This window comes from Pectobacterium brasiliense (genome assembly GCF_013449685.1).
Taxonomy (GTDB): Bacteria; Pseudomonadota; Gammaproteobacteria; order Enterobacterales; family Enterobacteriaceae; genus Pectobacterium; species Pectobacterium brasiliense_A.
The window spans coordinates 18,817-22,305 of the sequence record NZ_JACDSF010000056.1; the positions used below are offsets into that span (position 1 = coordinate 18,817).

The following is a 3,489-nucleotide window of genomic DNA, read 5'->3' on the forward strand; positions in this document are numbered from 1 at the left end:
ACAATATTTTCCAAAAGGAACTGATTTATCGGTTCACAGTCAGCAAAGACTTAACAGTGTTGCCAGCCAGCTAAATGAAAGGCCGAGAAAAACGCTAAACTATGAATCTCCCGCAGAGCGGTTCAATAATTGTGTTGCATCCATCGGTTGAACTCACAGCACGGAGCGGACAACAGCAGAGTAGTCAGGTTCGATTTAAGAGTACCTAACCCACATACCAGAGGCTCTCTAAAAGAGAATGGTATAACCATGCAGAATACTTACATGGGACCATCGATGCCATCGTCAGCCCCTGAAAAGGGCTGATTTTATTGGATAAAAATTCTAAAGAGCGATGTGAATATGCCGATAACCATATCAATACAAAGTCTATTTCCTGAACAATAGCGCAGCTGTCGATACATCTTGGCCGACTCGTCTGAAAATCTCTTATGGCTTATCAACCTGAAATCGGATATATACCTCATGAATGAGAAAAATGTTGTTGGAACAACCGCTGGCATAATCGGCAGCTCTGAAAATTATGCAGATAATGTTGTTCTGGGTGCAGCCAGAGGTCATGGATTTGCTGCTGAAAAAGCGAATCACCTTAAGGATGTGATGTCAGGAAAAAATGCAAAAATTGTTGGCGGTGACAATGTCAAAAATGGTGCTGACAGGCTGGTGGATGGCATTCATATACAAACAAAATATTGTAATTCAGGCTCAAAATGTATCAGTGAATGTTTTGAAGATGGAACTTTCCGCTACTTAAACACTGACGGCACCCCTATGCAAATAGAAGTGCCGTCAGATAAATATGATGCTGCGGTGCAGGCAATGGAGAATAGAATAAAAAATGGTCAGGTACCAGGCATAACAGATCCAGAATCAGCGAAAGATATTGTCAGAAAAGGTTCATTCACATATGAGCAAGTAAGGAATATTGCTAAATTTGGTACAATTGAAAGCTTAACTTATGATGCAGTAAACGGCATTAAGTTGGCTGGTACAGCAATGGGAATCTCTGCGGCTGTTTCATTCGCTGTCGCTCTATGGAATGGAGAAGACTGGGATAAAGCTCTTGAATCATCTTGCTATGCTGGATTAAAAGTGGGCGGTGTAGCCTGGGTTAGTAGCATCATTACTGCTCAACTTGGCAGAACAGGGATAGAACAAAGTTTGCGTGGCGCTACAGATTGGATCGTTCAGCAAATGGGGCCTAAAGCTGCCGCATGGATTGCAAATGGTTTACGCTCAGGTAATGCGATATATGGTGCCGCCGCGATGAACCATGTTAGCAAACTTTTGCGCGGGAATATCGTCACAGGCGTTGTCACCACTCTGGTTATATCCTCCGTAGATTTTGTTCGAATGTTTCAGGGCCGCTGCTCAGGTGCTCAATTATTTAAGAATGTCACTACTACCGCATCTGGAGTTGCTGGCGGAACAGGCGGCTGGATGGCAGGTGCTGCTGGAGGGGCAGCATTGGGTTCGTTTATTCCTTTCGTTGGCACGGCTGCAGGAGGAATCATCGGGGGTTTATTAGGTGCGTTTGCCGGTGGTACGGCTGCAAATGCTGCTGTTTCAGCTATTCTCGATGAGTTTATTGAGGACGATGCTAACGAAATGCTTAAAATAGTGGAAGAAGTATTTGGTGAACTTGCTTTTAATTATTTGTTAACAGAGCAAGAAGCCAAGTCAGTTATTGATGATTTTAAAGGGAAGGACGTACCTGATTTTTTGCGAGATATGTATGCATCATCTGACCGCCAGTTGTTTGCAAAAAATGAATTTGAACCAATGATTATAAATATCGCTAAAAACAGGAAGGTTATCTCTCTGCCCACTGATGCTCAACTATTACAAAAAACCGCAAAAATCATTGATACCCTCGCAGTAGCTTAATTACTCAATGTCTATTAGCTCATACCTGAGCTAATAGACCACATTAAATCCATATGATTCATGAATAGAATATAACTCCGATTCGCTGTGATAACGAATTTTCTGAATAATTAGCTCTAGGATAAGGATAGCGTTGCATAAACCCGTTGGACTCACAGCGAGAAACGGACATACATTTCACTATTGTTGCTTCATGCCGCGGAGGTACTCCAGATTATCTTGCCGAGTTCCGCGACATGTGGCAATCTGCCATAAATCTACTTTTGAAAAAGATGGTTAAAAATTGCAATTTTTATCTGAAAATAGTGTAAAATGGAAATGATAATATTTAATCAGTCAAATCTTCACTCTAAGATCTCATCAGATACGGATAGTTAAAGTAATAAGGAAAAATCATGAATAATGATAACGTATCAAGTGATAATTATGAAAGTGTTATCAACACGGTCTAATAATGTTATTAGAACATTAAATGAAGTACCCAGTGAATTCTACAGTTTAACCGATTATTATTACCAGGATGGGCTTTGTTGAATAAATCGAACTTTTGCTGAGTTGAAGGATCAGATCACGCATTCCCTGACAACGCAGGCAGTCCCGTGGCAAAGCAGAAGTTCAGAATCACCAACTGGCATACCTATAACAAAGCGCTTATCAACCGTGGCTCCATGACTTTCTGGCTGGACGACGAAACAATTAAGGCGTGGTATGACACCGCCCCGCCTTCAGCACGCGGAAGACCTCAGCGCTATTCTGACATTGCCATCACTACCGTTCTGGTTATTAAACGCGTATTCCGACTGACCCTGCGGGCTGCACAGGGCTTCATTGATTCCATTTTTACCCTGATGGGCGTTCCGCTGCGCTGTCCGGATTACACCTGTGTCAGCAAGCGGGCAAAGTCGGTCAATGTCAGTTTTAAAACGGTCACCCGGGGTAAAATCGCGCATCTGGTGATTGATTCCACCGGGCTGAAGGTCTTCGGTGAAGGCGAATGGAAAGTCAAAAAACACGGCAAAGAACGCCGCCGTATCTGGCGAAAGCTGCACCTGGCCGTTGACAGCAAAACACATGAAATCATCTGTGCTGACCTGTCGCTTAACAACGTTACAGACTCAGAGGCCTTCCCCGGGTTAATCCGGCAGACCCACCGGAAAATCAGGTCAGTCGCCGCCGATGGCGCTTACGACACTCGGTTATGTCACGATGAACTGCGCCGTAAGAAAATCAGCGCCCTCATTCCACCCCGAAAGGGAGCGGGTTACTGGCCAGATGAGTATGCGGATCGCAACCGTGCAGTTGCTAATCAGCGGCTGAGCGGAAGTAATGCACGGTGGAAATGGACAACGGAATATCACTGTCGCGCTATAGCGGAAACGGCCATGTATCGGGTAAAACAGCTGTTCGGAGGTTCACTGACACTACGTGACTACGATGGTCAGGTTGCAGAGGCTCTGGCCATGGTACGTGCACTGAACAAAATGACGAAGGCAGGTATGCCAGAAAGCGTGCGTGTTGCCTGATAATCCGACCCGCTACAGGGACGTTCGCACGGAATCTTATTTATTCAACAAAGCCGATTATTGATGGCATTAAGCCCGC

2 protein-coding genes and 1 pseudogene are annotated in these 3,489 nt (G+C 44.5%); all 3 read left to right on the plus strand.

What is annotated here, in order from left to right:
* A pseudogene (locus tag H0248_RS22240) lies at positions 1 to 151 on the plus strand (IS30 family transposase); the annotation flags it as partial.
* 314 nt (positions 152 to 465) lie between these two features.
* Positions 466 to 1,887, plus strand: a complete 1,422-nt coding sequence (locus H0248_RS18740) for a hypothetical protein (RefSeq protein ID WP_180787051.1) — start codon at positions 466 to 468, stop codon at positions 1,885 to 1,887.
* A gap of 599 nt (positions 1,888 to 2,486) precedes the next feature.
* Positions 2,487 to 3,410, plus strand: coding sequence for an IS5 family transposase (locus H0248_RS18745; RefSeq protein WP_180787052.1), 924 nt, complete (start codon positions 2,487 to 2,489; stop codon positions 3,408 to 3,410).
* Positions 3,411 to 3,489: the final 79 nt, after the last annotated feature.